Source organism: Microbacterium sp. NPDC087591 (assembly GCF_044743625.1).
Classification (GTDB): Bacteria; Actinomycetota; Actinomycetes; order Actinomycetales; family Microbacteriaceae; genus Microbacterium.
Map to the genome: position 1 here is coordinate 196,196 of NZ_JBIUWU010000002.1, position 25,500 is coordinate 221,695.

The 25,500-nt window shown below is 67.7% G+C and carries 25 protein-coding genes and 1 tRNA gene; 13 read left to right on the top strand and 13 right to left on the bottom strand.

The annotated features are described in order from the left end of the window. The first annotated feature begins 7 nt into the window (after nt 1-7). Nucleotides 8-502, top strand: a complete 495-nt coding sequence (locus ACIOVG_RS11515; protein WP_400873271.1) for an acyl-CoA thioesterase — start codon at nt 8-10, stop codon at nt 500-502. 66 nt (nt 503-568) lie between these two features. Here the strand turns inward: ACIOVG_RS11515 and ACIOVG_RS11520 are convergent, their stop codons facing one another. After that, entirely contained in the window at nt 569-1,459 is an 891-nt protein-coding gene (locus ACIOVG_RS11520) for an acyl-CoA thioesterase (RefSeq protein ID WP_400873274.1), read from the bottom strand. Nucleotides 1,460-1,510: 51 nt separating this feature from the next. Between ACIOVG_RS11520 and ACIOVG_RS11525 the strand changes: the two genes are divergently transcribed. Further along, the gene (locus ACIOVG_RS11525; protein ID WP_400873277.1) at nt 1,511-2,176 is read left to right on the top strand and encodes a hypothetical protein; all 666 of its coding nucleotides are present in this window, start codon (nt 1,511-1,513) and stop codon (nt 2,174-2,176) included. A gap of 9 nt (nt 2,177-2,185) precedes the next feature. Here the strand turns inward: ACIOVG_RS11525 and ACIOVG_RS11530 are convergent, their stop codons facing one another. The 4 genes from ACIOVG_RS11530 to pepN form a co-directional block, all read right to left on the bottom strand. Then, nucleotides 2,186-3,844: an FAD-binding dehydrogenase gene (locus ACIOVG_RS11530; RefSeq protein WP_400873280.1), complete on the bottom strand. Its 1,659-nt coding sequence runs from the start codon at nt 3,842-3,844 to the stop codon at nt 2,186-2,188. Then, complete coding sequence (locus ACIOVG_RS11535; RefSeq protein ID WP_400874747.1) at nt 3,844-4,332, bottom strand: globin; 489 nt, start codon at nt 4,330-4,332, stop codon at nt 3,844-3,846. Before ACIOVG_RS11535 ends, ACIOVG_RS11530 begins: the two co-directional genes overlap by 1 nt. Next, nucleotides 4,287-5,360, bottom strand: coding sequence for a mechanosensitive ion channel family protein (locus ACIOVG_RS11540; protein WP_400873283.1), 1,074 nt, complete (start codon nt 5,358-5,360; stop codon nt 4,287-4,289). The genes ACIOVG_RS11535 and ACIOVG_RS11540 overlap by 46 nt, the downstream gene beginning before the upstream one ends. Before the next feature lie 79 nt (nt 5,361-5,439). Further along, nucleotides 5,440-7,992: an aminopeptidase N gene (gene pepN, locus ACIOVG_RS11545; protein WP_400873286.1), complete on the bottom strand. Its 2,553-nt coding sequence runs from the start codon at nt 7,990-7,992 to the stop codon at nt 5,440-5,442. 123 nt (nt 7,993-8,115) lie between these two features. Between pepN and ACIOVG_RS11550 the strand changes: the two genes are divergently transcribed. From ACIOVG_RS11550 to ACIOVG_RS11565, 4 genes are read left to right on the top strand one after another with little or no spacing between them, the layout of a single operon-like run. Further along, nucleotides 8,116-9,300, top strand: coding sequence for a ferrochelatase (locus tag ACIOVG_RS11550; RefSeq protein WP_400873289.1), 1,185 nt, complete (start codon nt 8,116-8,118; stop codon nt 9,298-9,300). A 38-nt stretch (nt 9,301-9,338) separates the two neighbouring features. Further along, nucleotides 9,339-9,824, top strand: a complete 486-nt coding sequence (locus ACIOVG_RS11555) for a ribose-5-phosphate isomerase (protein WP_400873291.1) — start codon at nt 9,339-9,341, stop codon at nt 9,822-9,824. A 1-nt stretch (nt 9,825) separates the two neighbouring features. Beyond that, a complete protein-coding gene (locus ACIOVG_RS11560) occupies nt 9,826-10,824 on the top strand; it encodes an Fpg/Nei family DNA glycosylase (protein ID WP_400873294.1) in 999 nt (332 codons plus the stop codon). Nucleotides 10,825-10,863: 39 nt separating this feature from the next. Next, nucleotides 10,864-12,369 carry an amidohydrolase gene (locus ACIOVG_RS11565; protein ID WP_400873297.1) on the top strand — a complete coding sequence of 502 codons (1,506 nt, stop codon included), beginning with the start codon at nt 10,864-10,866 and terminating at the stop codon, nt 12,367-12,369. Between the two features lie 73 nt (nt 12,370-12,442). Here the strand turns inward: ACIOVG_RS11565 and ACIOVG_RS11570 are convergent, their stop codons facing one another. Beyond that, entirely contained in the window at nt 12,443-12,928 is a 486-nt protein-coding gene (locus ACIOVG_RS11570; RefSeq protein ID WP_400873300.1) for a Dps family protein, read from the bottom strand. A gap of 140 nt (nt 12,929-13,068) precedes the next feature. On the opposite strand from ACIOVG_RS11570, the gene ACIOVG_RS11575 reads away from it, so the two are divergent. The 3 genes from ACIOVG_RS11575 (at nt 13,069) to ACIOVG_RS11585 (ending at nt 14,434) form a co-directional block, all read left to right on the top strand. After that, nucleotides 13,069-13,605 (top strand): gamma carbonic anhydrase family protein, encoded by a 537-nt coding sequence (locus ACIOVG_RS11575; protein ID WP_400873302.1) that lies wholly within the window; start codon nt 13,069-13,071, stop codon nt 13,603-13,605. Nucleotides 13,606-13,635: 30 nt separating this feature from the next. Continuing rightward, a tRNA-Ile gene (locus ACIOVG_RS11580) sits at nt 13,636-13,712 on the top strand. A gap of 77 nt (nt 13,713-13,789) precedes the next feature. Further along, nucleotides 13,790-14,434, top strand: coding sequence for a hypothetical protein (locus tag ACIOVG_RS11585; protein ID WP_400873305.1), 645 nt, complete (start codon nt 13,790-13,792; stop codon nt 14,432-14,434). 12 nt (nt 14,435-14,446) lie between these two features. Here ACIOVG_RS11585 and ACIOVG_RS11590 read toward each other — a convergent pair whose 3' ends face one another. The 5 genes from ACIOVG_RS11590 to ACIOVG_RS11610 all read right to left on the bottom strand — a co-directional run bounded on the left by ACIOVG_RS11590 (nt 14,447) and on the right by ACIOVG_RS11610 (nt 19,754). Then, entirely contained in the window at nt 14,447-15,625 is a 1,179-nt protein-coding gene (locus tag ACIOVG_RS11590) for a serine hydrolase domain-containing protein (RefSeq protein ID WP_400873308.1), read from the bottom strand. Then, a complete protein-coding gene (locus ACIOVG_RS11595) occupies nt 15,615-16,595 on the bottom strand; it encodes a family 43 glycosylhydrolase (RefSeq protein ID WP_400873311.1) in 981 nt (326 codons plus the stop codon). Before ACIOVG_RS11595 ends, ACIOVG_RS11590 begins: the two co-directional genes overlap by 11 nt. Before the next feature lie 62 nt (nt 16,596-16,657). Further along, nucleotides 16,658-17,482, bottom strand: a complete 825-nt coding sequence (locus ACIOVG_RS11600) for a carbohydrate ABC transporter permease (protein ID WP_400873314.1) — start codon at nt 17,480-17,482, stop codon at nt 16,658-16,660. Next, nucleotides 17,479-18,393 (bottom strand): carbohydrate ABC transporter permease, encoded by a 915-nt coding sequence (locus ACIOVG_RS11605; RefSeq protein ID WP_400873316.1) that lies wholly within the window; start codon nt 18,391-18,393, stop codon nt 17,479-17,481. Before ACIOVG_RS11605 ends, ACIOVG_RS11600 begins: the two co-directional genes overlap by 4 nt. A gap of 2 nt (nt 18,394-18,395) precedes the next feature. Then, nucleotides 18,396-19,754, bottom strand: coding sequence for an ABC transporter substrate-binding protein (locus tag ACIOVG_RS11610; protein ID WP_400873319.1), 1,359 nt, complete (start codon nt 19,752-19,754; stop codon nt 18,396-18,398). Nucleotides 19,755-19,961: 207 nt separating this feature from the next. Here ACIOVG_RS11610 and ACIOVG_RS11615 point away from each other — a divergent pair, with 207 nt between their 5' ends. Both ACIOVG_RS11615 and ACIOVG_RS11620 read left to right on the top strand, forming a co-directional pair. Then, a complete protein-coding gene (locus tag ACIOVG_RS11615; protein WP_400873322.1) occupies nt 19,962-21,002 on the top strand; it encodes a LacI family DNA-binding transcriptional regulator in 1,041 nt (346 codons plus the stop codon). Further along, nucleotides 20,995-22,014 (top strand): YihY/virulence factor BrkB family protein, encoded by a 1,020-nt coding sequence (locus ACIOVG_RS11620; RefSeq protein ID WP_400873325.1) that lies wholly within the window; start codon nt 20,995-20,997, stop codon nt 22,012-22,014. The genes ACIOVG_RS11615 and ACIOVG_RS11620 overlap by 8 nt, the downstream gene beginning before the upstream one ends. Before the next feature lie 48 nt (nt 22,015-22,062). Here ACIOVG_RS11620 and ACIOVG_RS11625 read toward each other — a convergent pair whose 3' ends face one another. After that, complete coding sequence (locus ACIOVG_RS11625) at nt 22,063-22,803, bottom strand: 3'-5' exonuclease (RefSeq protein ID WP_400874749.1); 741 nt, start codon at nt 22,801-22,803, stop codon at nt 22,063-22,065. A 67-nt stretch (nt 22,804-22,870) separates the two neighbouring features. Between ACIOVG_RS11625 and ACIOVG_RS11630 the strand changes: the two genes are divergently transcribed. Next, nucleotides 22,871-23,770 (top strand): alpha/beta fold hydrolase, encoded by a 900-nt coding sequence (locus ACIOVG_RS11630; protein WP_400873328.1) that lies wholly within the window; start codon nt 22,871-22,873, stop codon nt 23,768-23,770. Here ACIOVG_RS11630 and ACIOVG_RS11635 read toward each other — a convergent pair. After that, nucleotides 23,742-24,215 (bottom strand): Lrp/AsnC family transcriptional regulator, encoded by a 474-nt coding sequence (locus tag ACIOVG_RS11635; RefSeq protein WP_141872064.1) that lies wholly within the window; start codon nt 24,213-24,215, stop codon nt 23,742-23,744. The two genes, ACIOVG_RS11630 and ACIOVG_RS11635, sit on opposite strands and share 29 nt — an antisense overlap. Before the next feature lie 169 nt (nt 24,216-24,384). On the opposite strand from ACIOVG_RS11635, the gene pdhA reads away from it, so the two are divergent. Then, the gene (pdhA, locus tag ACIOVG_RS11640) at nt 24,385-25,500 is read left to right on the top strand and encodes a pyruvate dehydrogenase (acetyl-transferring) E1 component subunit alpha (RefSeq protein WP_400874751.1); all 1,116 of its coding nucleotides are present in this window, start codon (nt 24,385-24,387) and stop codon (nt 25,498-25,500) included.

Here is a 25,500-nt window from a genome sequence, read left to right on the forward strand (position 1 = left end):
GACCACGATGAGCGAGTCGAACTCGACGCCGGGGCCACGCCTGCACATTCCCATCCAGCTCCGCTGGGGGGATCTGGACGCGTTCAACCACGTCAACAACACCTCGATGCTCAAGCTTCTCGAAGAAGCTCGGGTCAGGGCGTTCTGGCGTGCGGGTCCCGGCGAGGAGGCGCCGTCGACCGCCGTGCTCGACTCCGGGATCGATGAGGGCATCCTGACGCTCATCGCGCGGCAGGAGATCGAGTACCTTGCGCCGGTGCCGTATCAGCGGCGTCCGCTCGAGGTGCAGATGTGGTTCGGCAAGCTCGGCGGATCCAGCGTCGAGGTCTGCTATGAGGTGCACAACGATCCGAGTGCGACACCGCGGGAGCTCTACGCCCGCTCGACCGCGGTGATCGTGCTCGTGGACGCCGCGACGGGGCGCCCGACGCGCCTCACCCAGGAGATGCGCGATGTCTGGGAGCCGTTCGTCGGCCCCTCCATCACCTATACCCACCGCTGAGCGGAGCCGCACGCCCGGCGTCCGAGCTGACGGGCACGCCGGCGTTCGGAGGTGGCTCGCGCGAGGCTACTCCGTGCCTTCGGGGACGCGGATCATGATCTCCTGAGCGACACTGGCGACGAGCTCCCCCTCCTGTGTGAAGATCCGCCCCGTCGCCAGGCCGCGGCCGCCGCGCGCGTTCGGCGACTCCTGCACGTACAACAGCCACTCGTCGACGCGCGCCGGACGGTGCCACCACATCGCGTGGTCGAGACTCGCGACCTTGAGCCCCGGGAACGACCAGTACAGGCCATGCGCCCGCAGGATCGACTCCTGGATCGACATGTCGCTGAGGTAGGCGAGCGCGGCGCGGTGCAGCCGTGGATCGTCCGGAAGCGGCGCGCGCAGCCGCATCCATACGCCCTGGCGGGGCGTCCGCTCCGAGTCGTTCGAGAGATACAGCGGGTGCTCGACGTGGCGGATGTCGGCAGCGCGTTCGCTCAGCATGCGCCGAGCACCTCCTGCGAGGCCGGACACACGATCCTCGTCCGGCTGCAGCGTCTCGGGCGACGGTACGTCGGCTGGCATGGGCTCCGCGTGCTCGACTCCGGGTCCCTCGTCCTGGAATGAGGCGATCATCGAGAAGATCGGTACACCGTTCTGGTACGCCTGCGAGCGCCGCGTCGAGAACGAGCGGCCGTCATGGATGCGGTCCACCGCGATCGTGATGCCCTGGCTGGCGTCACCGGGACGCAGGAAGTAGCCGTGCATCGAGTGCACGGCGCGATCCTCCGGCAGTGTGCGCTCGGCGGCGATGAGGCTCTGAGCGAGCACCTGCCCGCCGTAGATCCGCCCCGTCGGCATCGGATGCGAGTCGCCGACGAAGATGTCCTCGGTGGTGCGGGCTTGCGTGAAGTCGAGGTCGAGCACCTCGAGAAGGCGCTCGACGCTGCGGACCGCAGGGTTCTCCGTGCTCATGAACATCCTCTCCGCAGCCGCACACGCGGCACCGTTGGTAGTTTAGAACGCGTGCCGCACCAGCTTCTCCTCGCCGACGCCGAGACCTCCAGGGACGTTCTCACGTTCGTCGGGAGGGCGGCTCGGATCACCGACGACGGGGTGCGGCTTCAAGCCGCGGGCGGGGTGCTGGCGCTGACCACTGCGGCGCTCGCGCCGCACGGACTGTTCGACCAGACGCCGACCGTGCTGGCGATGCGCATCGTGCATGCCGACCCCGAACTGCAGTGCGACATCGTGGTGAGCGCGCTCACGGAAGGCGAGAACGAGCGCAGCCTCGCGTTGCCGGAGACCGGGCTGTCTCCCGCCTGGGCCGGAGTCGCGCCGCCACGCTCCGATTGGCAGCCGCTGACTACCCTGGACGCCTCGGTGATCGCCCGACGCGCGCAGTGGGGTGTCTCCGCCGTCGCCAGGGGAGCGACTCCCGGCGCAGGCGAGGAAGCCGTCCGCGCGCTGCGGGCGGCGATCTGGGGCGAGCCCGATGAGGATCTCGCCGGCCTGCCCCGCGGGATCGCCTTCGCCGCCGATGCGCTCGGTTTCATATCGGGCGAGGAGCAGGTGCCGGTGACGCGCTCCGGGCGATGGACCCGGCTGGCATTCCGACGCGGACACGTTCTTGCGCGCGGACCGGTGGCCACGGGCCTCACCGCCGTCCGCGGCACCGGCGCATCCGAGTAGCCGGCACGCTCACCGCGCCGCGGCGCGACCCGCCTGGCGGCCGGAGAAGAGGCAGCCGCCCAAGAAGGTGCCTTCCAGCGCGCGGTATCCGTGCACGCCGCCGCCGCCGAACCCGCTGGCCTCTCCTGCCGCGAACAGCCCGGGAATCACCTGGCCGTCCGCGCGGAGCGCACGCCCGTCGAGATCCGTGTTGATGCCGCCGAGCGACTTGCGGGTCAAGACATGAAGCTTCACGGCCACCAGCGGGCCAGCCGACGGGTCCTGCAGGCGGTGCGGCGCCGCCGTGCGGATGAGCTTGTCGCCGCGGTATCCGCGCATCGAGCGCAGCATCCCGATCTGTGCATCCTTCGTGAAGTCGTTGTCGATCTCCCGATCTCTGGCGATCACCTCGCGGCGCACGTTGTCGATGTCGAGCACTTCTCCGCCCGGGTGCTGACGCATCTGCTCCAGCAGCGACTCGAGGTCGTTCTCGACGACGAAGTCCGCCCCCTCGTCGAGAAAGGCCTGCACAGGACCGGTCGGCCCCTTCGCGAGACGGGACTTGAGGAGCAGGCTGACGTCCTTGCCGGTCAGGTCCGGGTTCTGCTCGCTCCCGGAGAGCGCGAACTCCTTCTCGACGATCTGCCGCGAGGTCACGAACCACGAGTGGTCATACCCGGTGGTGCGCAGATGGGCGAGCGTGCCCAGCGTGTCGAAGCCGGGGAAGAGCGGGACAGGCAGACGTGAGCCGGTGGCATCCAGCCACAGCGAGGACGGCCCAGGCAGGATGCGGATGCCGTGCGAGGGCCACACGGGGTCCCAGTTCGTGATGCCCTCGACGTAGTGCCACATCCGGTCGCCGTTGATCAATCGAGCGCCGGCTGCGGCGCTGACGGCGTGCATGGAACCGTCCACGTAGGCGGGCACGCCCGTGAGCATGTGCGCCGGGGGAGTGCCGAGCCGTTCCGGCCATGCCGCCCGCACGAGGTCGTGGTTTCCCCCGATGCCTCCAGACGCCACGATCGTCGCTCCCGCCGTGATCTCGAACTCTCCGATCTCCTCGCGGGACGTCGGAACGCCGCGCTCGGCTCCACTGGAGGTGAGAATCGCCCCGCGAGCTCCGGTGACGGCGCCGTCGGTGGTGACGAGCTCGGTGACGCGGTGACGCGGGAGGATCGTGATGCGCCCTTCGCGCTCGCCCTGCTCGACGGCGGCCGCGAACGGGGCGACGACACCGGGGCCGGTGCCCCAGGTGATGTGGAAGCGCGGAACGGAGTTCCCGGGGCCGATGGCGCCGTATCCGCCGCGTTCCGCCCAGCCGACGACCGGGAAGAAGCCCACACCGCGTTCGCGCAGCCAGGCCCGCTTCTCGCCGGCTGCGAACTGCAGGTAGGCCTCGGCCCACCGACGCGGCCACTCGTCCTCCGGGCGATCGAAGGCGGCGTTACCGAACCAGTCCTGCGTCGCGAGCTCCACCGAGTCGCGGATGCCCATGCGTCGCTGCTCGGGGGAGTCGATGAAGAAGAGTCCGCCGAAGGACCACCAGGCCTGACCGCCCAGATTCGTGCGGGGTTCCTGGTCGATGAGGATGACGCGGCGTCCGGCATCGAGCGCCTCAGCGGCCGCGACGAGCCCGGCCAACCCCCATCCGATCACCAGGACGTCTGTGGACAGGGGTGTTTTCGTCATCAGCTCTCCGTTGATTCCTGACGTGACCGGGACTCGAGGGTCGGGCGTCCGTCGGCGGCGGCGCCGATGCCCGACGGCTCGAATGTGTTCACCATGGCATAGGCCGCGCGCTCCAGGTAGTCCCAGAGCGTCGATTCGTGCAAAGGCGACAACTTCGCCTCATCGAGAGCGGTGCGCATGTGTCGCAGCCAACGATCGCGGGCATCCGGATCGACGTGGAACGGCATGTGCCGCATCCGCAGACGCGGGTGTCCTCTGGTCTCCCCGTACGTGGTCGGTCCGCCCCAGTACTGCTCCAGGAACAGCAGGAGGCGCTCCTCGGCGGGGCCCAGATCCTCTTCCGGATACATCGGCTTGAGGACGGGGTCCAGCGCGACCTCGCGGTAGAACACCGAGACGATCTTCGCGAAGGTCTCGCGGCCTCCGACCTCCTCGTAGAACGTCACTTCGGGGTGCTCCCGTCTTGGGTCGGCTTCTTGCGGCGCCAGATTCCTCGGTCGGGGATGACGGGGACCCCGGTGACGGCGTTGGGTCGTGTCTTGGGCGGGTTGGCTCCGCGCACCCGTCGCGCGCCCTCGAGCCCCGTGGGGGTGACGGCCTCCATGCTCGGGATGCCGATCTCCTTCTCGGTGAGCGCGGCGCGCAGCCGCTTGCGCAGCTCCTGGGCGACGTCGTCCTTGGCGTTGGCGCGGGCCTTGATCACTACGCGGACCACGAGCGCCTCTCCGGTGATCGCCTCCAGGCCCCACAACTCGGGCTTCTCGACGATGCGGGTGCGCCACTTCGGGTCTTTCGCAAGCGCCTGGGCGGTCTCCAGCATGGTCTGCTCGACCACCTCGAGGTCGGCATCGGTGGGGACGCCGATATCGATGATCGCGCGTGCCCACCCCTGGGACATGTTGCCGATGCGGGTGACCTCACCGTTGCGCACGTACCAGAGGGTGCCGTTCACATCGCGGACCTGGGTGATGCGCACGCTGACGTACTCCACGACACCGCTGGCGAGTCCGAGGTCGACGACGTCGCCGATGCCGATCTGGTCTTCCGCCACCAGGAACATGCCGTTCAACACGTCCTTGACGATGTTCTGGGCACCGAAACCAAGACCGGCGCCGACCGCGGCGGTGAGGAGGGTGAGGGAGCCGAGCAGAGTGTTGTCGAGCGCGTTGACGATCAGCACGATCGCGATGACGACGAGCATCACGTTCACGATGTTCTGCAGGATCGTGCCGAGCGTGCGGGTGCGCTGCACCAGGCGCATGTCGGCGAGCGGAGAGCGCTCCAGGGCTTGGGTGTCGTCGACCGACGCCTTGCTCTTCGCACTGTCGACGATACGGTGCACCACTCGCCGGATCACGACCCGGAGAATGAGGCCGACCACCACGCAGCTCGCGATGATCACGGCGACCGCGAGGGCCTTCCATCCCACCTTCGCCAGCACCTCGAGTATCGGCTGCAACCACACGGGAATGGCGGAAGGCGCGGGGGAGGGAGTCACGTCGAAGGGGATCATCATCAGTACCAGATCCTAGCGATCGGGCCTCTGCGCGGGCTGGATGCACCGCGCAGAGGCCCGATCGACGAGGCGTGTCGTGTCAGTCGTCGGCGTCGCGCGACTGCGCAGCGAGCGAGCGCTCGACGTCGGCCAGGTTCTCGAGCACCAGACGGCGCAGCGCGGGCGCCGCGTCCTGGTGCGCCGACAGCCATGCTCTGGTCGCATCGCGCAGCTCGACGTTCGCCAGGGCCGTCGGGAAGAGACCGACGATGAGGTACTGCGCGATCTGGTAGCTGCGCGACTCCCAGATGGGGAGCAGCATGTCGAAGTACGCCGGAACGAACTCGGCGAGCACGTCGACGCCTGCCGGGTGCACGAAGCCGAGCGCGGCGGAACGGACGATCGTGTTGGGAGCGTCATCGCGCTCGATCAGCGACTCCCAGGCGGCCTTCTTGGAGGCGGAGTCGGGCAGTGCGGCCCGTGCCTGCGCGGCGAACTCGCCACCCTTGGCCGTGTTGTCGGCGGCCAGCGCGGCGTCGATCGTCGCGGCATCCGTGGCGCCGATCGTGGCGAGACCGACCAGCAGCTGCCAGCTGAGGTCCGCATCGATGTCGAGCCCGGCGAGTGTCTCCTCGCCCGAGCGCAGACGGCCGACGATACCGGCGTGCTCCGGAGTGACGAGGGAGTTGGCGAACGCCGTCACGAACTGCAGCTGGCTATCGCTGCCGGATGCCGCGGACTCGGCGAGGGCCCAGAGGCCGTCCGCGACCTTGAGGCGTGCCTGTGCCCGCTGCTCGGGGGCGACGTACAGGTTCACGGCGGTGCGCAACTGCGCGAGCGTCGTGCGGACCGTGGTCGACTCGGTCTCGCGGCCGATGTTGCCGAGCACCAGGTCGATGTAGTCCGATGCGGCGCTCTCGGCATCGCGGGTCTGATCCCAGGCGGCGCCCCAGACGAGCGAGCGGGCGAGCGGGTCGTGGATGTCGGCGAGGTGCGTGATCGCTGTCGCGAGGGATTTCTCGTCCAGGCGGATCTTCGCGTAGGCGAGATCGTTGTCGTTGAGCAGCACGAGGTCGGGACGTGCGATGCCCTGCAGCTCCGGCACCTCTGTGCGGTCGCCGTCGACGTCGACCTCCACGTAGTGCGTGCGCGTCAACGAACCGTCCGCGAGCGTGTAGAAGCCGATCCCCAGGCGGTGGGGGCGGATCGTCGGGTAATCGGCCGGCGCGGTCTGCGTCACGGCGAAGCGCGAGATGACGCCGTTGGCGTCGTCGGCGATGACCGGTTCGAGCGTGTTCACCCCCGCGGTCTCCAGCCACTTCTTCGACCAGGTGCTGAGGTCGCGACCGCTGGTGGCCTCGAGCTCGACGAGCAGGTCGCTGAGCTCGGTGTTACCCCACGAGTGCTTCTGGAAGTACTGCGAGACACCGGCGAAGAACGCTTCGATGCCGACCCAGGCGGCCAGCTGCTTGAGCACCGATCCGCCCTTGGCGTAGGTGATGCCGTCGAAGTTGACCTGCACATCTTCGAGATCGTTGATCTCGGCGACGATCGGGTGTGTGGAGGGAAGCTGGTCCTGACGGTACGCCCAGGTCTTCTCCATGGCGTTGAAGGTGGTCCACGCCTCGGTCCACTCTGTGGCCTCAGCCGTGGCGATCGTGGACGCCCACTCCGCGAACGACTCGTTGAGCCAGAGGTCGTTCCACCACTTCATGGTGACGAGGTCGCCGAACCACATGTGAGCCAGCTCGTGCAGGATCGTGACGACACGACGCTCCTTGACGGCGTCGGTCACCTTGCTGCGGAACACGTAGGTCTCGGTGAACGTCACCGCGCCGGCGTTCTCCATCGCACCCGCGTTGAACTCGGGCACGAAGAGCTGGTCGTACTTCGCGAAGGGGTACGGGACGCCGAACTTCGACTCGTAGTAGGCGAAGCCTTCGCGCGTCTTGTCGAAGATGTAGTCCGCGTCGAGGTGCTGCCACAGGCTCTTGCGGCCGTAGACGCCGAGCGGGATGACCCGGCCGGAAGCGCTGGTCAGCTCCGAGAACGTCGATTCGTAGGGGCCGGCGACGAGAGCGGTGATGTACGAGGAGATGCGGGGAGTGGGCTCGAAGCCCCACGTCGCGATCGAGTCGTCATCGTGCACGATGGGCTCGGGGGTGGGGGAGTTGGAGACGACCTTCCACGCCGCGGGTGCCGTGATCGTGAACTGGAACGTCGCCTTCAGGTCGGGCTGCTCGAAGACGGCGAACACCCGCCGCGAGTCGGGAACCTCGAACTGGGAGTAGAGGTAGACCTCGTCATCGACGGGGTCGACGAAGCGATGCAGTCCCTCGCCGGTGTTCGTGTAGAGGCAGTCCGCGTCGACCACGAGCACATTCTCGGCCTGCAGACCGTCGAGCGCGATCCGCGAGTCGGCGAAGACCTCGTTCGGGTCCAGCTGCTCGCCGTTCAGCGAGATCTCGCGGACCTCGCGGGCGATGAGGTCGATGAACGTGAAGCTCTCCGGCGTCGCGGTGAAGCGCACGACACTGCGGGAGCCGAACACTTCGGAACCCTTTGTCAGATCGAGTGCGACTTCATACGACTGCGTGTCGATGACGTCGCGGCGCTCCTGCGCTTCGACACGTGTGAGGTTCTCTCCAGGCACAGCTGTACTCCCAGGGGTGAGGGGACGTCACCGGGGTTGGCGCAGTTGGCGCCTACGGCAACCATGACAGCCTACGCCAGGCGGACGCGCGCCCTCACTCCGCGGAGATGAAAGGATAGAGACGTGACTGCGATCGAGCCGAACATCGTTCCCTTTGCTTCTGCCGCCTCCGCGAGCGGTGAGCCGTACGTGACGACGCCCGTCGCGTACGACGGAATCCTCCTGGCGGGCTTCGGCGGACCGGAGGGCCAGGACGACGTGATCCCCTTCCTGCGCAACGTCACGCGCGGCCGCGGCATCCCCGACGAGCGCCTGGAAGAGGTGTCGCACCACTATCGCCACTTCGGCGGCATCAGCCCGATCAACGGGCAGAACCGCGTGCTCAAGGAGGCTCTGCAGGCCGAGCTCTCCCGCCGCGGCATCGATCTGCCCGTGTACTGGGGCAACCGGAACTGGACCCCCTACCTCGAAGAGGTCGTGGTCGAAGCGTCCCAGCACGGACACAACACTCTTCTGGCCTTCGCCACCAGCGCGTACAGCTCGTTCTCGAGCTGCCGTCAGTATCGCGAGGACTTCGCGCGGGTGCTCGAGGAGACCGGGCTGGGCGACACTGTGACGATCGACAAGATCCGCCCCTTCTACGACCACCCGGGATTCGTCGACGCCTTCGAGACCGGCGTGCGTGACGCGATCGAGGGCTTCCTCGCCGAGGGTGTCGCCCCCGCCGATATCCAGATCCTGTTCTCCACCCACAGCATCCCGACCGCAGACGCCGAGCGCTCCGGCGCGCGCGACATCGACTGGGGCGAGGGAGGGGCGTACGCGGCTCAGCACCTCGCCGTCGCGGAATGGGTGATGGATCGCGTGAGACAGTCCAATCCCGCCGCGGCGGACGTGTCGTGGGAGCTCGTGTACCAGTCGCGTTCCGGCCCCGCGTCGCAGCCGTGGCTCGAGCCCGATGTCTGCGATGTGATCGGCGAGCTCGGAGACCGTGGTCGCAAGGCTGTGGCCGTGGTACCCGTCGGTTTCATGAGCGATCACATGGAGGTGCTCTGGGACCTCGACACAGAAGCGGCGGAGGCCGCGGAAGAGGCGGGGCTCCGCTTCATCCGCACTCCCACCCCCGGCATCTCGCCGACATTCGTCGCGGGCATCGTCGATCTCATCCAGGAGCGTCTGCAGGGGACTCCGAACGCGGAGCGGCCGCACGTCACGGCACTCCCCGGTGCTTTCGACGTCTGCCGTCCCGGCTGCTGCGAGAACGTCCGCGCCGGATTCAAGCCCGCCGCCGCCGGCATCGTCCCCTGAGACAGTCCGGGGAGCGCACCGATCCTAGGATGGTAGCCATGCGCATCCATATCGCCACCGATCACGCCGGTCTCGACTTCTCCACGCAGCTGCAGGACCATCTGCGCTCCGCAGGGCACGATGTCGTCGATCACGGCCCGATCGTCTACGACGCGGTCGACGATTACCCCGCGTTCTGCATCCGTGCGGCGCAGGCCGTGGTGCGCGACCAGGCTGCCGGCGTCGAGGCGCTCGGCATCGTCTTCGGCGGTTCGGGCAACGGCGAGCAGATCGCGGCGAACAAGGTCGAGGGGATTCGTGCGGCCCTGGTCTGGAACCTGTCGACCGCGGAGCTCGCGCGCGAGCACAACGACGCGAACGTCATCGCGATCGGCGCGCGCCAGCACAGCTTCGACGAGGTCATCACGCTGATCGATCGCTTCATCGCCACCCCGTTCTCGGGTGACGAGCGCCACGTGCGCCGCATCGGACAGATCGCCGACTTCGAGCGCGACGGCTCACTGCTTCCGGATCCTCGGGCCTGACATGCCCGAGGGCCATTCCGTCCATCGGATCGCGCGGCAGTTCGACCGCAACTTCGTCGGCAAGACGCTGTCGGCATCGAGTCCGCAGGGACGCTTCGCCGAGGGCGCCGCCGTCCTCGACGGCCGCGCCGCAGTGAGCGTGCAGGCGGTCGGCAAGCAGATGTTCCTCGAGACCGAGGGCGACCTGTGGCTGCGCGTGCACCTCGGGCTCTACGGCGCGTGGGACTTCGCGGGCGAGATCCTCGTCGACCCCACGATCGCCTCCGCGAACGGTCGCATGGGCCAGACGAACCAGCGCGGCACGGATCTGGACGAGGCGATCCTCGATGATGCGGGGGAGAACTCGCTCGCATCCATCGGCGCTCCCCGACGTACGCGCGTGCACGTGCGCATGTCCGAGCAGACCAAGGGACTGGTCGACGAGGGGATGGAGTGGCCGCCGCCCGTGGTCGGACAGGTGCGGCTGCGCCTCCTGACGGACATCACGGCAGCGGATCTGCGCGGTCCGACCGCGTGCGTGCTGCAGACACCGGAAGAGATGCTCGCGACCGTCGCCAAACTCGGACCGGACCCGCTGGTCGGCGACCCTGCCGAGAACGAAGAGCGCTTCGTCCGCGCGGTCGCGAAGAAGCAGACGGCGATCGCGCTCCTGCTGATGGATCAGTCGGTGGTCAGCGGTATCGGCAACGTCTACCGCGCCGAAATGCTCTTCCGACAGCGTCTGAACCCGCATACCCCGGGGCGCGACGTCCGTGAGGAAACGGTCCGCGCGCTGTGGCGGGACTGGGTCCGACTGCTCGCGATCGGTGTCGAGACCGGGCAGATGATGACGATGGACGACCTGTCGGCCGAGGAGTACCGCGCCGCGATGGCCAGCAGAGACGACCGGCACTGGGTCTACCATCGCGCGGGCCTGCCCTGCCGTGTCTGCGGTACCGAGATCGCCCTCGAGGAGATCGGCGCCCGCAAGCTGTACTGGTGCCCGCGCTGCCAGGCGTGACGCGACCTGCACCGATCCCGTCGAACCGAGGCTGAGAACATGCGTGAGAGATCCCCGTCCAGCGAGCCGATCGCGATGATCCGCGCCGTGCGCGTCGCCGGGCCGGGGCGAGACTTCCTGCTCGACGACGAACCGGTCGACATCCAGATCGCGGATGGGCAGATCGTCGACATCGCACCGACCGGGAGCCTGCGGCCCCAGGGCCAGGTGCTCGATGGCGACGGCGCATGGGCGGTGCCCGGGCTCTGGGATAACCACGTCCACACCGTGCAGTGGGCGTTGGCAGCTGAGCGCGAGCCTCTGGGGCAGGTCGGATCCGCCGCGGAGGCGGCTCGGCGGATGACGCACGTCGCGCCGCTGGCCGACGGTCGTCGGGTCGGCAGCGGCTATCGAGACGCCCTGTGGAGCGACGCCCCCGATCTGTTCACGCTGGATGCCGCGACCGGCGGTGTGCCGACGTACCTTATCAATGCCGACGTGCACAGCGTCTGGCTGAACTCCGCAGCTCTCCAGCGTGAGGGGTTCCGCAGCCCCGACGGGATCCTTCGCGAGGAGGACGCTTTCGAGATCTCGCGGCGTCTGAACGCTGTCGACCCCGCACACGGTGATCGTGCGGTGCAGCACGCAGGGGAGCAGGCCGCGTCGCGCGGTGTCACCGGACTCGTCGACTTCGACATGGCGTGGAACGCAGAAGCGTGGCCGCGCCGGATCGCAGCCGGGTTCGCGGCGCACCGCGTGGAGTTCGCTGTGTACTCGTTCGACCTGGACAGGGCGATCGCCGCCGGCCTGCACACCGGGGATATCCTCGGGTCAGAGGACGCTCCGTCCGCCGGGCGTGGACTCGTTCGGGTGGGACCGCTCAAGATCATCTCCGACGGCTCGCTCGGCACGCGCACCGCCGCATGCTCGCACGCGTACCCGGGGGACCCGGAGAACTTCGGGGTTCTGAATGTGCCTCGCGACGCCCTGATCGATGCGCTGGTGACGGCGACCGGCGCGGGGCTGAGCGTGGCCGTGCACGCGATCGGCGACAGGGCGACCACCTCCGCGCTCGACGCGTTCACCGTGAGCGGCGCGACCGGCACGATCGAACATGCGCAACTCGTGCGTCACGCCGATCTCGCCCGATTCGCGCGTCTCGGCGTGGTCGCCAGTGTGCAGCCTCAGCATGCTCTGGACGACCGGGACCTGGTCGGACGGCACTGGGCGGAGCAGACGGCGATCGGGTATCCCCTTGCGTCGCTGCTCGATGCCGGAGTCGAGGTGCGGTTCGGTTCGGACGCTCCCGTCGCGGAGCTCGATCCCTGGCAGGCGATCGCCGCCGCGGTGCACCGCACGGATGACGATCGGGAGCCGTGGCATCCGGAAGAGCGCGTGAGCGTCGATCGGGCGCTGCAGGCGAGCGTGCGCTCGTCGATCCGGCCCGGTGAGCCAGCAGACATCGTGCTGACCGGCCTGGATCCGCAGATGTCGACCGCGACCGAGTTGCGGAACATGCCGGTTGCGGCGACCGTCCTCGCCGGTCGGATCACTCACGTCGCCTGAGCGGGCACGGAGAACGAGCAGAGAGAAGGGGCACCGGGACGAATCCCGGTGCCCCTTCTCTCTGAGACGCGAGTTACGCGGCGATGTGCGACACGAGGAACCAGCGGTCCTTCTCGAGGCCGCGCATGATCTCGATCGCGACGTCCTGGCTGGTGAGGTCGACCTCGTCGAGACCGTCGATCGCGGCCTTGACGTCGACCAGGATCGCGTCGATGTCGGAGATGACCGCGCGGACGAGCTCGTCCGACTGAGTGAAACCGGCGGGCACGGCGCTGGAGCCGGCCTTCTCGGCGACGGTGCTCAGTCGCGCGTCGATCGGGAGGCCGAGGGCGACGATGCGCTCTGCAGCCGTGTCGGCGAAGTCGCCGGCATGGGCGACGATGGTGTCCAGCAGCTCGTGGACGCCGATGAAGTTCGCGCCACGGACGTGCCAGTGCGCCTGCTTGCCGTTGACGGTGAGCGCCTCGAGACCCAGGACGACCGGGGAGAGGAACTGCGCTGCGGCAGCCGCCACGGTCGGGTCGCTGGCGGTGGTGGAAACGGTCTGTGCCTTGCTCATCTTGTGCTCCTCCGTGGTGCCTTCTCGTACCTGATGAAGACAACGCTACTCAGCCTCAGACATTCCGCAAGCAAGCTGAGGCTCGGCTTACACACGCGGAAACACGCGGATTTTCGCCCTCGTGAGGATAGTCTCGCCTCATGAGCATCGCAGCGGGCGCGTCCGTCCTCAGCCTTCCAGAGCACACTCCGTCGATCGCCGAAGACTCCTTCGTCGCCGACGGCGCTCGTCTCATCGGGGCAGTGACTCTGTCTGCCGGGGCCAGCGTCTGGTACAACGCCGTGCTGCGTGCGGATTCGGCGACGATCACGGTCGGCGTCGACAGCAACGTGCAGGACAACGTCTCGGTCCACGTCGACGATGGCCACCCCGTGCACATCGGGGCGAAGGTCTCCGTCGGGCACAATGCCGTGGTGCACGGATGCACGATCGGCGACGGCTCGCTGGTCGGCATGGGCGCCGTGATCCTCAGCGGTGCCGTGATCGGAGAAGGGTGTCTGATCGCCGGGGGCGCGGTCGTCCTCGGGGGTACCGTCGTTCCCGCCGGGTCGCTCGTCGCTGGTGTCCCCGCGAAGGTGCGGCGTGCGCTCAGCGACGAGGAGCGCGAGGGTCTCATCGCCAACGCCGACATCTATCTGCGGCACAGCCGGACCCACAGTCTCGCCGCTCCGGTCTGAGCCCTGGCCACCGATAAGCTGGGTACACACGGGGCGGTGGCCAAGCTGGTCAAGGCAGCGGGCTCATAACCCGACGATCGTGGGTTCAAGTCCCACCCGCCCCACCACAGTCTTCGGAGGAGGTCGGCGTGGATGCTGGTTCTGCGGGACTGCGCCCGCCGCGATCCCACGCGAGTGTCCACCGGTGGACGTTCTCCCTGTCATGAGCCAGGAGAACGGGGCCGCCGGTCGTGCGTCAGGACAGGCAGGGCGGCAGTGGGTGCATGTCGTCGAGCACGCTCACATCGCGCGGATCGGTCGCGGCTGGCGTACTGTGGCCGTCGTCCTGATGATCGTCGTCGGTGCGGCCCTGCTCCTCGGTGCGGCGGCCCTGGTTCGATCCGTGTTCACTCCTTCGGAGGGAGTGCTGGCCGTGACCGTTCCACGGGAGTGCCGGGTGAGCGAGACCCCGACGGGTGCGGACGTGTATGTCGTGGTCGAGCTCGCTCCGCTCTTCAGCGGTTCGTTGTCGAGAGCCATGGAGTTCGGACGGGATGACGTGTCGGTGACATCGGCGGTCGTCCTGGCGGGTCTTCCTCCCCTTGCCGAGCTCTCCGATGCGGAGATCGAGCGGATCGTCCGCGACGAAGGACAGCATGTGACCGCCGGCGAACAGGGTGCGGAGCACGCCGTCCTTCTGCTGGTGGGTCACGCACCGCCCTCGGGCGATGCGACGCGCTGGGATGCTGTGAAGGTCACCTGGGTGCTCGGCGAGCCGGTGATCGAACAGACCGTGCCGCTCGGGGTCGAATATGGTGCCGACCGATGCGCGGTGGCCGTCCCGCGGTGATCCTGCCGGGGTCTACAACGACAGCGAGTCGCGCAGCGCGTCGATGATCCGGGTGGCCCGGACATCGTCGATCGCCTCCATCTGATTCGTGAGGAACGCGAACCCGATTCCCGATGCGGGGTCCGCGAAGGCGACCTGACCTCCCGCGCCATCATGTCCGAACGACGTCGGAGTCAGATAGCGACGCGCCTCCGAGTCGAGCTGGAAGCCCATGCCCCAGCGCGGCCACGGGCCGGGCACGTCCCACACGGGAGGCCCTTCGCTCTGCACGTTGGTGGCTGCCGCCAGCGTCGCGTCATCGAGGAGGCGTTCGCCCTGGGGCTCGAAGATCACCGCCGACCAGATGCCGGCCAGCGCACGAGCCGAGGCGATCCCGCCGGCGCCGGGTATCTCCGCCGCCTGGATGGCGGGGGAGTTGAACCCGTCGTCGGGCCCCGGGCCGATCAGCTCAGGGGGAAGCGCTCCTCCGAGCGTCATGGCCCGCTCGCTCCAATCCACGACGCCGACCTCGCGGGAGGCGGACTGCTCCGCCGTCAACGCCCGGAGAGTCGAGCCGACCTGCATGTGCGCGACGCGCGTGTGCTTCGCGGGAGGCAACCCGATCCATGCGTCGAGTCGCCGCGGAGTCGCGACGAGCTCCGCGAAGTATTCACCCAAGGTGCGCCCGGTCACACGGCGGATCACCTCGCCGATCAGCCATCCGTGTGTGATCGCATGGTACGCGTATCCGGTGCCCGGCTCCCACAGCGGCTGCTGCGCAGCGAGACGGGCGACGACGAGTTCCCAGTCCTGGAGATCCTCGGTCCGCAGAGGCAGGCGCGGCGCCGATACGCCGGAACGGTGAGCCAGAAGGTCTTTGACCCTGACCTCGGACTTGCCCGCTGCGGCGAACTCCGGCCAGTACCGGGAGACGCGCGCGTCGTAGTCGAGCCGGCCTTCCTGCACGAGTCGGGCCGCCAGGATCGAGACCAGGCCCTTGGTGCACGAGAAGATCACGCTCACGGTGTCCTGCGACCACGGTGTCCGCTGACGCTCATCCGAGACACCGCCCCAGAGGTCGGCGATGACGCGCCCATCGCGCATGATCGCGAGCGCGGCGCCCATATCGGGCTTGTCGTCGAAGCCGGAGGAGAAGGCCTCTCGGACACTCTCGAACCCTGTTGCGACGGTGCCGTGGATCTCAGTGCGCATGTGCTTCTTCCGGGGTCGTGAGGAGTGTGAGCGGGCCGCCGTCATCCGTCCATCCGACGGGCATCGGGTCGGTGAGCACGCCGAGGAAGTCGCCTTCCGTTGTCGTGTTACGAAAGGCGAGCATCTGCCAGGCACCGGTCCGATCTCGGATCAGTCGACCGCTGTAGAGCTCCTCCGGCACCAGGAGCGTCGCGCCTTCGACCGCGAACGGGTCCCGGATCGAATCGATCTCGACGCTCCAGATGCCCCCACCACGCGGCCGTCGTCGCGACGCGAGGTGGGCCGTGTCGCAGGAGAAGAGAAGGACCAGGCGGCCATCGATCTCCACGATCTGAGGGACCTCCAGATGCGCGAAGCCGGCTCCGGGTGCCGACAGCGGCGCGGCGGGAGACCAGGTGACGAGGTCGTCGGAGATCGCGTGCCCGATCACGCCGCGATCGTGGAGCTCTCCGTCCGGGGCTCGAGCGGTGATGAGCATGTGCCACCGCTCGTCGTCCGGGTCGCGGTACACCCACGGATCCCGCCAGGCCTCCTCCGGCCAGTCCGATGATCCGAGCGTCTCGTACCACCGGTCGTCCGCACGGCTGACCGGTCCGGGCAGTTTCGTCCAGGAGTGCAGATCGCTGGAGGTCGCGATTCCGATCGTCTCGATGTTCGCGTTGGTGTCCGGGGAGAGGAAGCGGGACCCGGTGTAGAACATCGTCCACGTTCCCCGCTCGTCCCGTACCACGCAGCCGGTCCAGGTGGCGCTCCCGTCGTAGTCCTCCGGGTGACCGGGCCGCAGCACCTCGCCATGGTCCGTCCAGCGCTTCAGGTCGGAAGAGGTCGCGTGGCCGATACGCGCATTGCGGTGCCTGAGCTGCGGGTCGCCGAGTGACTTCGGCGCGTGCAGGTAGAACATGTGGAACTGGTCGCCGTCATCCGCGAGCCAGAAGTCCCACACCCAATGGGCAGGAAGAGTGAAGGTCACAGTGGATCCGCTTCGATAGGAGAGGGTGTCGGGGCGCCGAGACCCTCTGGGGAGGGGCGGGTTCAGCCCTTGACCGCGCCCTGGAGGAGCGCCTGGATGAATTGCCGCTGGAACACCACGAACACGATGATCGTGGGGACGATGATCAAGAGGGCGCCGGCGTTCAGGAGCGGGATGCTCGATGAGTACTGGCCCTGGAAGAAGGTCAGGGCACCGGCGACCGTGCGGTTGAGGGGATCAGCGACGAGAACCACCGGAAGCAGGAACTGATTCCAGGTCCAGAGGAACAGCAGGATCGCGAGCGCCGAGAGCGCGGGGCGGGCCAGCGGAAGCTGGATCCGCATGAACTCCTGCAGGGTCGTGGCACCATCGACGCGAGCCGCCTCGGAGAGCTCGGGAGGAACGCCGACGAAGTGCGCACGCATCCAGATCACGCTGAAGGGCATGTATAGACCGATCAACGGCAGGATGATGGCCCACTGCGTGTTCAGAAGCCCCAGGCTCTGGATCTGGTAGTAGAGCGGGATGATCAACGCTTCGAACGGAATGGTCAGGCCGAGGAGCAGGAAGACGAAGACGAATCGTCCGCCCTTCATCCGCAGGTTGCCGAGTGCGTATCCCGCCAGCGTCGCGATGACCAGGCTGATCGGCACGACGAATGCCACGATGAACAGGCTCGACCCCATGAGCTGGAAGACATGGCCGGTCTCGAATGCTTGCGCGAAGTTGCCCCATTGCGGGTCGGACGGCCACGTGAGGCCGGTGGGGTTCTCGTCGGCCGGCTGCAGCGCCGCCGAGAACATGTTCGCGAGCGGGATGAGTGTGAGGATCAGGACCAGGACCAGGATGACCCGGCCGATGATCACTTCCGATTTGTTGACGATCAACGGTCTCTCACTCTCGCCAGACGCTGGATGGGGAGCACGCACGCGAGCACGAGCAGCATCAGGACGATTCCGAACGCTGATGCGAGACCGACGTCACTCTGCGTGAAGCCGATGCGATAGATCGAGATGCCGGGAACGAGAGTCGCGCGCCCCGGGCCGCCGAGCGTGGTGGTGTAGATGATGTCGAAGCTGCTCAGCGCGGCGATGACGGTGAGTGTCACGAGCACCGCGATCTCCTGGCGGAGGCCGGGAATCGTGATCGTGAAGAACTCCCGCCACCAGCTCGCGCCGTCCAGCCGTACTGCTTCATAGAGCGACTGGTCGATCTTGCCGATGCCGGTGAGGAACAGCACGGTGCACAGTCCCGTCAGCACCCAGGAGCCGATCAGGCCGACCGCGGGCAGCGCGGTCTGGAAGTCGCCGAGCCACGGGCGTGCGAGGACGCCGAGGCCGACAGCATTGAGGATCTGGTTGACTGCACCGGTCTGCGCATACATCCAGGACCAAGCGATGCCGGCGGCCGCGAGCGGGATGATCTGCGGGAGGAACAGGATCGTCTGCGATGCGCTCGAGAAGAAGCCGGGCTTCATCGAGCGGATCAGCGTCGCCAACATGAGTCCGGCCGCGACGGGGATCACCGTGAAGTACGCGATCAGGATGAATGCGTTGGCGATCGAGCCGAGCAACGTCGCGTCCGTGAAGACCCGAACGTAGTTCGCGAAGCCGATCCACTCGGACGGTCCGACTCCGTTCCAGCGGTAGAACGAGTACTGGACGCCGCTGATGAGCGGATAGATGACGAAGCCGATGTAGGCGAGGAGCGCAGGGGCGACGAAGAGCCAGCTCGTCAGGATGCCTCGTCGGGCTGCCGAACGGGCGGCAGCCCGACGAGGAGAGGGGGAATCGGTCATGATCAGCCCGCGAGCTCCTGCTCGTAGAAGGCCTGGACGCGAGTGACGAACTCCTGGCCGGAGATCTTCCCCGTGAGCAGCAGCTGGGACTCGGGAATGATGGAGCCCGCATAGATGCCGGCCGTCGAGTTCGCCATGAAGTCGATCTGGCCGTCGTCAGCACCGACCTGCGCCGCCATCGCGAGAGCATCCTCGATGAGGGATCCCTCTTCGACCGTGGGCATCTCCTGCGCGGGATCGCCTCCAGGGGATGCTCCGGTCACGTCGACGATGATCTGGCGTGCGGCGGGATCGGTGTGGATCCAGTTGAGGAAGTACACGATCTCGTTGAGGTGCTTCGACCCCGCGGCGACGGAGAACGAGTTCGCCGCACCCATCGCGACGTGCTTCCCGCCTTCCTCGGCGGGCGGGACGAGGAAGAAGTCGACGCCGTCGCCCATCTTCGCCTGCGTGTCGGCGGCTGCCCAGTTGCCGTTGAAGGTGAAGAGCGCTTCTCCTGCCTGGAACCGGCTCACGAACGACGCGTAGTCGATCGCGTTGAGGTCGCTGGGGAAGTAGCCGGCGTCGGCCCACTTCTTCACGAGCTCTGCGCCCTTCACGTTGCCTGGCGTGTCGTACGTGGCCCCGGGCACGTTGTAGATCCAGTCGGAGAACTCGTCCTTATCCGCGTACTGGTTCATCGCGGCCTGCACGACGAAGTTGACGACGCCATCCTTGTCTCCCGCCATGATCGGCAGGATGCCGGCGTCCTTCGCCGCGGCGAAGTCCTCCTCCAGCTCTGCGAGCGTCGCGGGCGGCGCGTCGATCCCGAGCTGCGCGGCGAGATCGAGGTTCATGTAGATCCCGGTGATGCTGTATCCGAGTCCCAACTGGTAGAGCGACCCTGAGCCTCGCACTCCCTCGTCGTTCACCCGGAGCGCTGCCAACTGCGACTCCGACCAGGTGTCCCAGCCGTACGCGTCGAAATAGGGATCGAGGTTGGCGAGCAAGCCATCACGCACCGTGTCGCCGATGGTGGGGAGCCGGATCAGATCCGGCGGCGTGTCGCTGGCGAGGAGCTTCGGCGCATTCGCGGTCAGATTCGCGAACGTGTCGCGTGTGACGTTGAAGGTGATGTTGGGGTGTTGCTTCGTGAACTCCGCCGCCAGCTCATCCGTGACCGGGAAGCCCGTCTCGTCGGCGATCGTCAAGGTGACTTCATCGGTCGTGAGTTCCGTGCTGACGTCGGTGGTCGCGGCGGGCTTCGCCGTCGTGCTTCCCCCGGGCGCGCAGCCCGTGATCGCGACGGCCGCGGTGAGTGCGGCGGCGGTGAGGCCGATTCCGCTGCGGATACGACGTCCGCTGGGGCGAGAGATTGCCATCGAGTGACTCCTTTGTCCAGGTGCGGTGCAGGGTGCGAGATCCATCAGCCGCCACCGCCGGACACCGTTCGGGACATGCGTGAGCGGGGGAGCTGGATCGTGCTGAATGGATTTAGCAAAGTCATCTTCTCGATCGGACCATCACTTTGTCAAGTAGGTGTCCCGCCTCTGCGGCCGATACCCTCAAGAGCTTGGAGGGATGTTGTGATGTCGAAGAAGCGCGTGACGCTGGCGGATGTGGCGAAGATGGCCGGCCTGTCCACGACCGCGGCCTCCATGATCCTCAACGGGCGTCCGGACACGCGACTGTCGCAGGACGCCCACGACCGGGTCATCGCTGCCGCGGAGGCGCTGGGGTATCGTCCGAACGTGGCTGCGCGCGGCCTGCGCACGGACAAGACGCACACGATCGGATTCATATCGGACGTCGTCGCGACCACGCGCTTCGCCAGCGGACTGATCAAAGGTGCTCTCGAAGCTGCAGAGGCCGCGGGGCATGTCATGCTCGTGCTCGAGACGGGGGGCGAGCCCCACCGCGAGGCGGAGGCCATCGCCGCTGTCCTCGACCGACAGGTCGACGGGATCGTGTTCGCGACGATGCGTGCACGCGAGTTGTTCATCCCACCTGTTCCACAGGACACCCCCGTCGTCATGCTCAATGCCACGAATCCTCGTCATCAGGTGGCGGTCCTACCTGATGAGGAGACGGGCGGAAGAATGGCGGTCGAACTCCTGACGCGAGCCGGACACGACTCGGGTATCGCGCTGATCGGCCAGAGCGACGCAGCGGAACACGACGTCTTCCGGTCTGCGACCGTCGCTCGCCGCGTGGCGGGGATCCGAGCGGCGATGGCGGAGCGCGGGATCGATTTCGTTGCAGAGGAGTCCATCTGGCTCTGGGAACCGGAGACCGGCTACGCCGCGACGAAGAAGCTCCTGGAGGCCGGAGTACGCGTGAGGGCTCTCCTCTGCATGAACGACCGCCTGGCGTTCGGCGCGTACCAGGCTCTTGCCGAGGCCGGCCTGTCAGTGCCCTCCGACGTGTCGATCGTCTCGTTCGACAACGACGAGCTCGCCGCCTATCTGCGACCGGGGCTGACCACGGTGGCACTACCTCACGAGGCGATGGGCCGCGCGGCCGTCGAGCTCCTGTTGTCGGGGGCTGCTGAAGGAGAGCACCTCATCCCCATGCCGGTCGTCGAGCGGGACTCCATCGACGTCCCCAGGGGCTCGGCAGCGCATGACTGAGACAGCCGCCGCGGAAGAGCCATCGCCGAACGACCTCGACGCCCGATCCTGGAGGTTCGTCGCTCGCAGCGTGATCCGCAAGTTCGGAGCAGATGGAGCCGGGGATATCGCCGCCGGACTGACGTTCCACGCCGTTCTCGCGCTCATCCCGGCGATCATGGTTGTCGTCTCCGTCGTCAGCCTGCTCGGCAAGGAATCGGAGACGGTCACGCTCGTCCTCGAGGTGTCGCGCGCCGTCGCCTCGCCGGAGGTCGCGAAAGGGCTGGCCTCGGTCGTCGACATGCTCGCGGAGTCCTCGATCGCGGGTCTCGCGCTCCTGACCGGCCTCGCGCTCACGATCTGGGCCGGCGCGCGCTACATCGCCGTGCTCGGGAGAGGGATGAACCGGGTCTACGACGTGGAGGAGGGCCGGCGGGGATGGGCGCTCAAGCTCATGCAGCTCGCGGTCAGCGTGCTGCTCTTCGTCGCCGTGCTGGCCGTTGCTGCTCTGCTCGCACTCTCCGAACCGGTCGCACGCGCGATCGGCGACGCGCTCTCGCTCGGTGACTCCGTGCTCATCGCCTGGCAGATCCTCCGCTGGCCGCTTCTCGCCGCGATCGTGATCGCGGCGGTCGCCTTCCTCTACGACAGGGCGCCGAACGTCCGGCATGTGAAGTTCCGCTGGGTGAGCCTCGGCGCGGGGATCGCGATCCTGGTGCTGATCGTCGCCAGCGCGCTGTTCAGCCTGTATGTGTCGAACATCGTGGACTACGACCGTGTCTACGGACCGCTCGCCGGTGCGATCATCTTCCTGCTGTGGATGTGGATCGCGAACCTGGCGCTCATGCTCGGGGTCGAGTTCGATGCGGCAGTCGAGCGCGCTCGTGAGCTCAGGGCGGGTGAGCCGGCGGAGTTCCGCGTGCAGCTTCCGCTGCGCGACGACACGCAGATCAAGTCGAAGAACCGTCGATCGAGCGAGGAGGTCGCGGAGGCCAGGGAGCTGCGACATCGTTCTGAGGGCGCGGACGACTGACACGTCGCCGGTTGCCGCACCGGGGGCGAACGGGTATCCGCCGTGGTGTCAGCTCGGCCGCCTCGGTTGCGGCGCCGAGGCGTGCGGTCGTACGGGCCATGTGCCGTCGAGCGTCTCCTCGGGCTCGAGGCGTCCGATGCTGATGAAGTACTCGGTGAGACTCTCGGCCTGAGAGCGGGCCCAGCCGACCTGTCGGGTGTGCAATTCGGTGAGCGACTGCGGCAGCACGAACTGCCGCGCGAGTGCCTGCGCGACGCGTCCGGCGGCGATCGCATCGGCGCAGGCCTCATGTGCGCCGTCGAGCGGCACCGCGTAGTGCGCGGCGACCACCTCGAGGGTGCGCTTTCCTCGGCGGTAGCGGTCGTAGGCCTTGTCGATCACGAGCGGGTCGATGATCGGTGCGGGATCGGCGAGCGGCTCGATGCCGTGTCGCACCGCCTCGTGCGCGAGCAACGAGAAGTCGTACGAGGCGTTGTAGGCCACCACGGGCACGCCCTGGGCCAGGAGCGAGCGCAGTGCCGCGGTCACTTCGCCGACAACTTCCGCAGCCGGACGACCGTGCGCGCGGGCGTGCATGGTCGTGATGCCGTGGACGGCGGTCGCGCCCTCCGGGATCGGGATGCCGGGATCGGCGAGCCAGGAACGCGCGGCGATCTGTCGTCCGTTCGCGTCGAGTACTCCGACGTGCGCGGTCACGACCCGATCCGATGCGACGTCGACACCCGTGGTCTCGAGATCGAAGACGCCGACACGCGTGAGCCAGGCGGGGAGGTCGGGTGCGGTCGGCATGTCCTCACGGTAGGACGAGCCGCCGACATCCATCGGAAGGCACACGGCGACTCCGTAGACTCGGAGCATGACCGTGCCTTCCCCCTACGCCGACCGTCTCAGCCGACTGCCTGTCGAGCGGCATGAGGTCGAGGTCGCCGACGGTGTGACGGCGTACTGGGTGTACGGGCCGCAGGAAGCGGAGACGACCGTGATCGCCGTGCACGGATTCCGGGGCGAGCACCATGGTCTCGAATCCGTGCTGGCCTTCCTCCCCGAGGCGCGGGTGATCGCTCCCGATCTGCCGGGGTTCGGCGAGACAGCGCCGCTGCCGGCCCGAACGCACGATCTCGATGCCTACGCCGCCTGGCTGACGGAGTTCGCCGCGAAGGTGGCACCAGGAGCGGTCATCCTCGGCCACTCCTTCGGCTCCATCGTCACGGCGGCGGCGGTCGCCGGTGGTCTGCAGACACCGCGCCTGATCCTGCTGAACCCGATCGGCGCCCCGGCGCTGGAAGGTCCGAAGGGGCTGATGACGCGGCTCGCCGTGCTCTACTACGCGCTCGGCGCTCGGCTGCCTGAACGCCTCGGCACCGCCCTGCTGCGCAATCGCGTGATCGTGCGAGTGATGAGCATCACGATGGCGAAGACCACCGATCCCGAGCTGCGCCGCTTCATCCACGACCAGCACGACACATATTTCTCGCGGTTCTCCGACCGTGATGTACTGCGAGACGCGTTCGTCGCGAGCGTCTCGCACGACGTGCGGGAGTTCGCTCCGACGATCGATGTTCCCACGCTGCTCGTCGCCGCCGAGAGGGATGACATCACCCCGATCGAGGCGGAGCGCACGCTCGCCACGCTGTTCCCCAACGCCTCACTCGTGGAGATCGCGCACGTCGGGCACCTGATCCATTACGAGACGCCGGCGGAAGCCGCCGGCGCGATCCGTCGATTCCTCAGGATTCCCGTCGCGCGAGGCCGATGAGCCCGGCCACCCGGAAGGGGATGACCTCGCCCATCGCGAGCGAGGTCTCGGTGCGCTCGACTCCTTCGATCGAGAGGATCCTCGCATCCGTGTCGAACAGATGACGCGCGTCGCGGCAGGCCACGCGCGCGAGTAGATCGATCGATCCGCTCAGTCCGTGCGCCTGCACGACTTCGGGGATGCGTGCGAGCTCGTTGATGATGCGCGGAAGCTCCGTCTGACGCACGCCGATGCTGACGAAGGCCTGCAGCGGGAACCCGAGCACCTCCGGCGCGAACGAGCGCTCGTACGAGAGGAAGATCCCGGTCTGCTCCAAGCGGGCCATCCGGGCCTGGATCGTGTTGCGGGAGAGGCCGAGATTCTCCGCGAGAGCCACGATCGTGATGCGGGGATCGTCGGCCAGTGCGGCGAGAAGCTCGAGATCGATACGGTCCAGTCCAGGCATAGTGCCAAACCTTAGCAGGGCGCGATCCGTCGATATTGAGCAACATGCTCAAGCGCACTTCCATTGCTTGAGCGAGGTGTTGAGCAGACGTACGCTCAGACCATGCCGGTGATGATGCCGGGTGCCGCGTGCACAGCCCTTCGGGGCCGCTGAGACTTGGAGGACGATGATGTCACCGCAGATCACGCCCATCGCCGATTCGGCACAGGACCTGGAACTCACCGAGCGCCTTCTTGCTCCCGACGGAACGCGCATCGCGCACCCGGATCTCGACCGCTTCGTCGCGGACGTCGACGCGTCACAGCTGCGCGCGCTTCTGCGCGACATGGTGATCCTCCGTCGCATCGATGCGGAGGGCGTGGCTCTGCAGCGACAGGGGCAGCTCGGACTCTGGGCACCGTGTCAGGGGCAGGAGGCGACGCAGATCGGCACCGCGCGTGCCCTGGCTCCCCGGGACTATGTCTTCCCGAGCTATCGCGAGACCGGTGTCATCTACGCCCGTGGCGCGCAGCCGGGGGATTTCGTGCGGATGTGGCGCGGCGAGGAGGGTGCAGGGCACGACCCGGCTGCGCTGCGCGTCGCTCCGTTGCAGATCATCATCGGCGCCCAGACCCTGCACGCCGTCGGCTATGCGCTCGGCATCCGCCATGACGGCGCAGATGAGGTCGCGGTGACCTACTTCGGTGACGGCGCGACCAGCCAAGGCGACGTCAACGAGGCGATGATCTTCGCCGCGTCCTACCAGGCGCCGGTCGTCTTCGTGTGCCAGAACAACCATTGGGCGATCTCCGAGCCGGTCGCGGTGCAGTCGCAGTACCCGATCGCGGGGCGTGCGCCCGGTTTCGGCATCCCGAGCCTGCGTGTGGACGGCAACGACGTGCTGGCCTGCATGGCGGCGATGCGCTGGGCGCTCGCGCATGCCAGGTCCGGCAAGGGACCCGCCTACATCGAGGCGGTCACGTATCGGATGGGTCCGCACACGACGGCGGATGATCCCACCCGCTACCGCGACGAGGCGGAGCTGGAGGAGTGGCGCCGTCGCGACCCGATCGCGCGCCTCGATGCGCACCTGCGCAGCATCGGCGAGCTCGACGAGGCGCATCTCGCGGAGATCCAGTCGGCCGCCGACGTCGTCGCCAAGGACATGCGCGCAGCCTGCCTGGGCATGGTGACCCGTGCGCCCCTCGCGGTCTTCGACGGCGTGTACGCCGAGCCGCATGCGGGATTGGACCGCCAGCGCGACGAGTACGCCGCGTATCTGGCGAGCTTCGAGAGCGAGGCGTGA